Source organism: Corallococcus praedator (assembly GCF_003612125.1).
In the GTDB taxonomy this organism is placed as follows: domain Bacteria; phylum Myxococcota; class Myxococcia; order Myxococcales; family Myxococcaceae; genus Corallococcus; species Corallococcus praedator.
The window spans coordinates 1-438 of sequence record NZ_RAWI01001073.1; the positions used below are offsets into that span (position 1 = coordinate 1).

The 438-nt window shown below is 59.1% G+C and carries 1 protein-coding gene; it reads left to right on the plus strand.

The window, feature by feature from the left end:
- A partial coding sequence (locus D7Y13_RS43075; protein ID WP_208734647.1) for an aspartate/glutamate racemase family protein occupies positions 1–231 on the plus strand: 231 nt, incomplete at its 5' end.
- Between the last annotated feature and the right edge of the window lie 207 nt (positions 232–438).

Consider the following 438-nt stretch of genomic DNA (forward strand, 5'->3'; position numbering starts at 1 on the left):
GTGCACCAGGTGATCTACGAGGAGCTGGTTCAGGGCCGGGCGGAGCCGTCCTCACGTCAAGCATATCGCGATGTGATTGCCCGACTGGTTGAGCGCGGGGCGGAGGCAGTGATCCTAGGCTGCACGGAGATCATGCTGCTGGTGGGTCCAGCAGATAGCGCGGTGCCACTTTTCGACACGACCGCCCTCCATGCCGAGGCCGCGGTGGATATGGCCCTCGCGGAAGCCTAAAGCGCAATTGGTCGACACCGAAATCGGCAGTGTCGCAATATTGGTGACATCCGATACAGTCCTAGTTGGCAGAAAACCTGACCAGCATCTGTCGCAGAACCCTCTCGCAATACGCATGCTTTTTGCAGCATTTTCGCGACACCGACGACATGTCGCCATCGCAATTCCTGTGTCCGCTTTCGCCTCTCCCCTACCGCAAAGCAGACC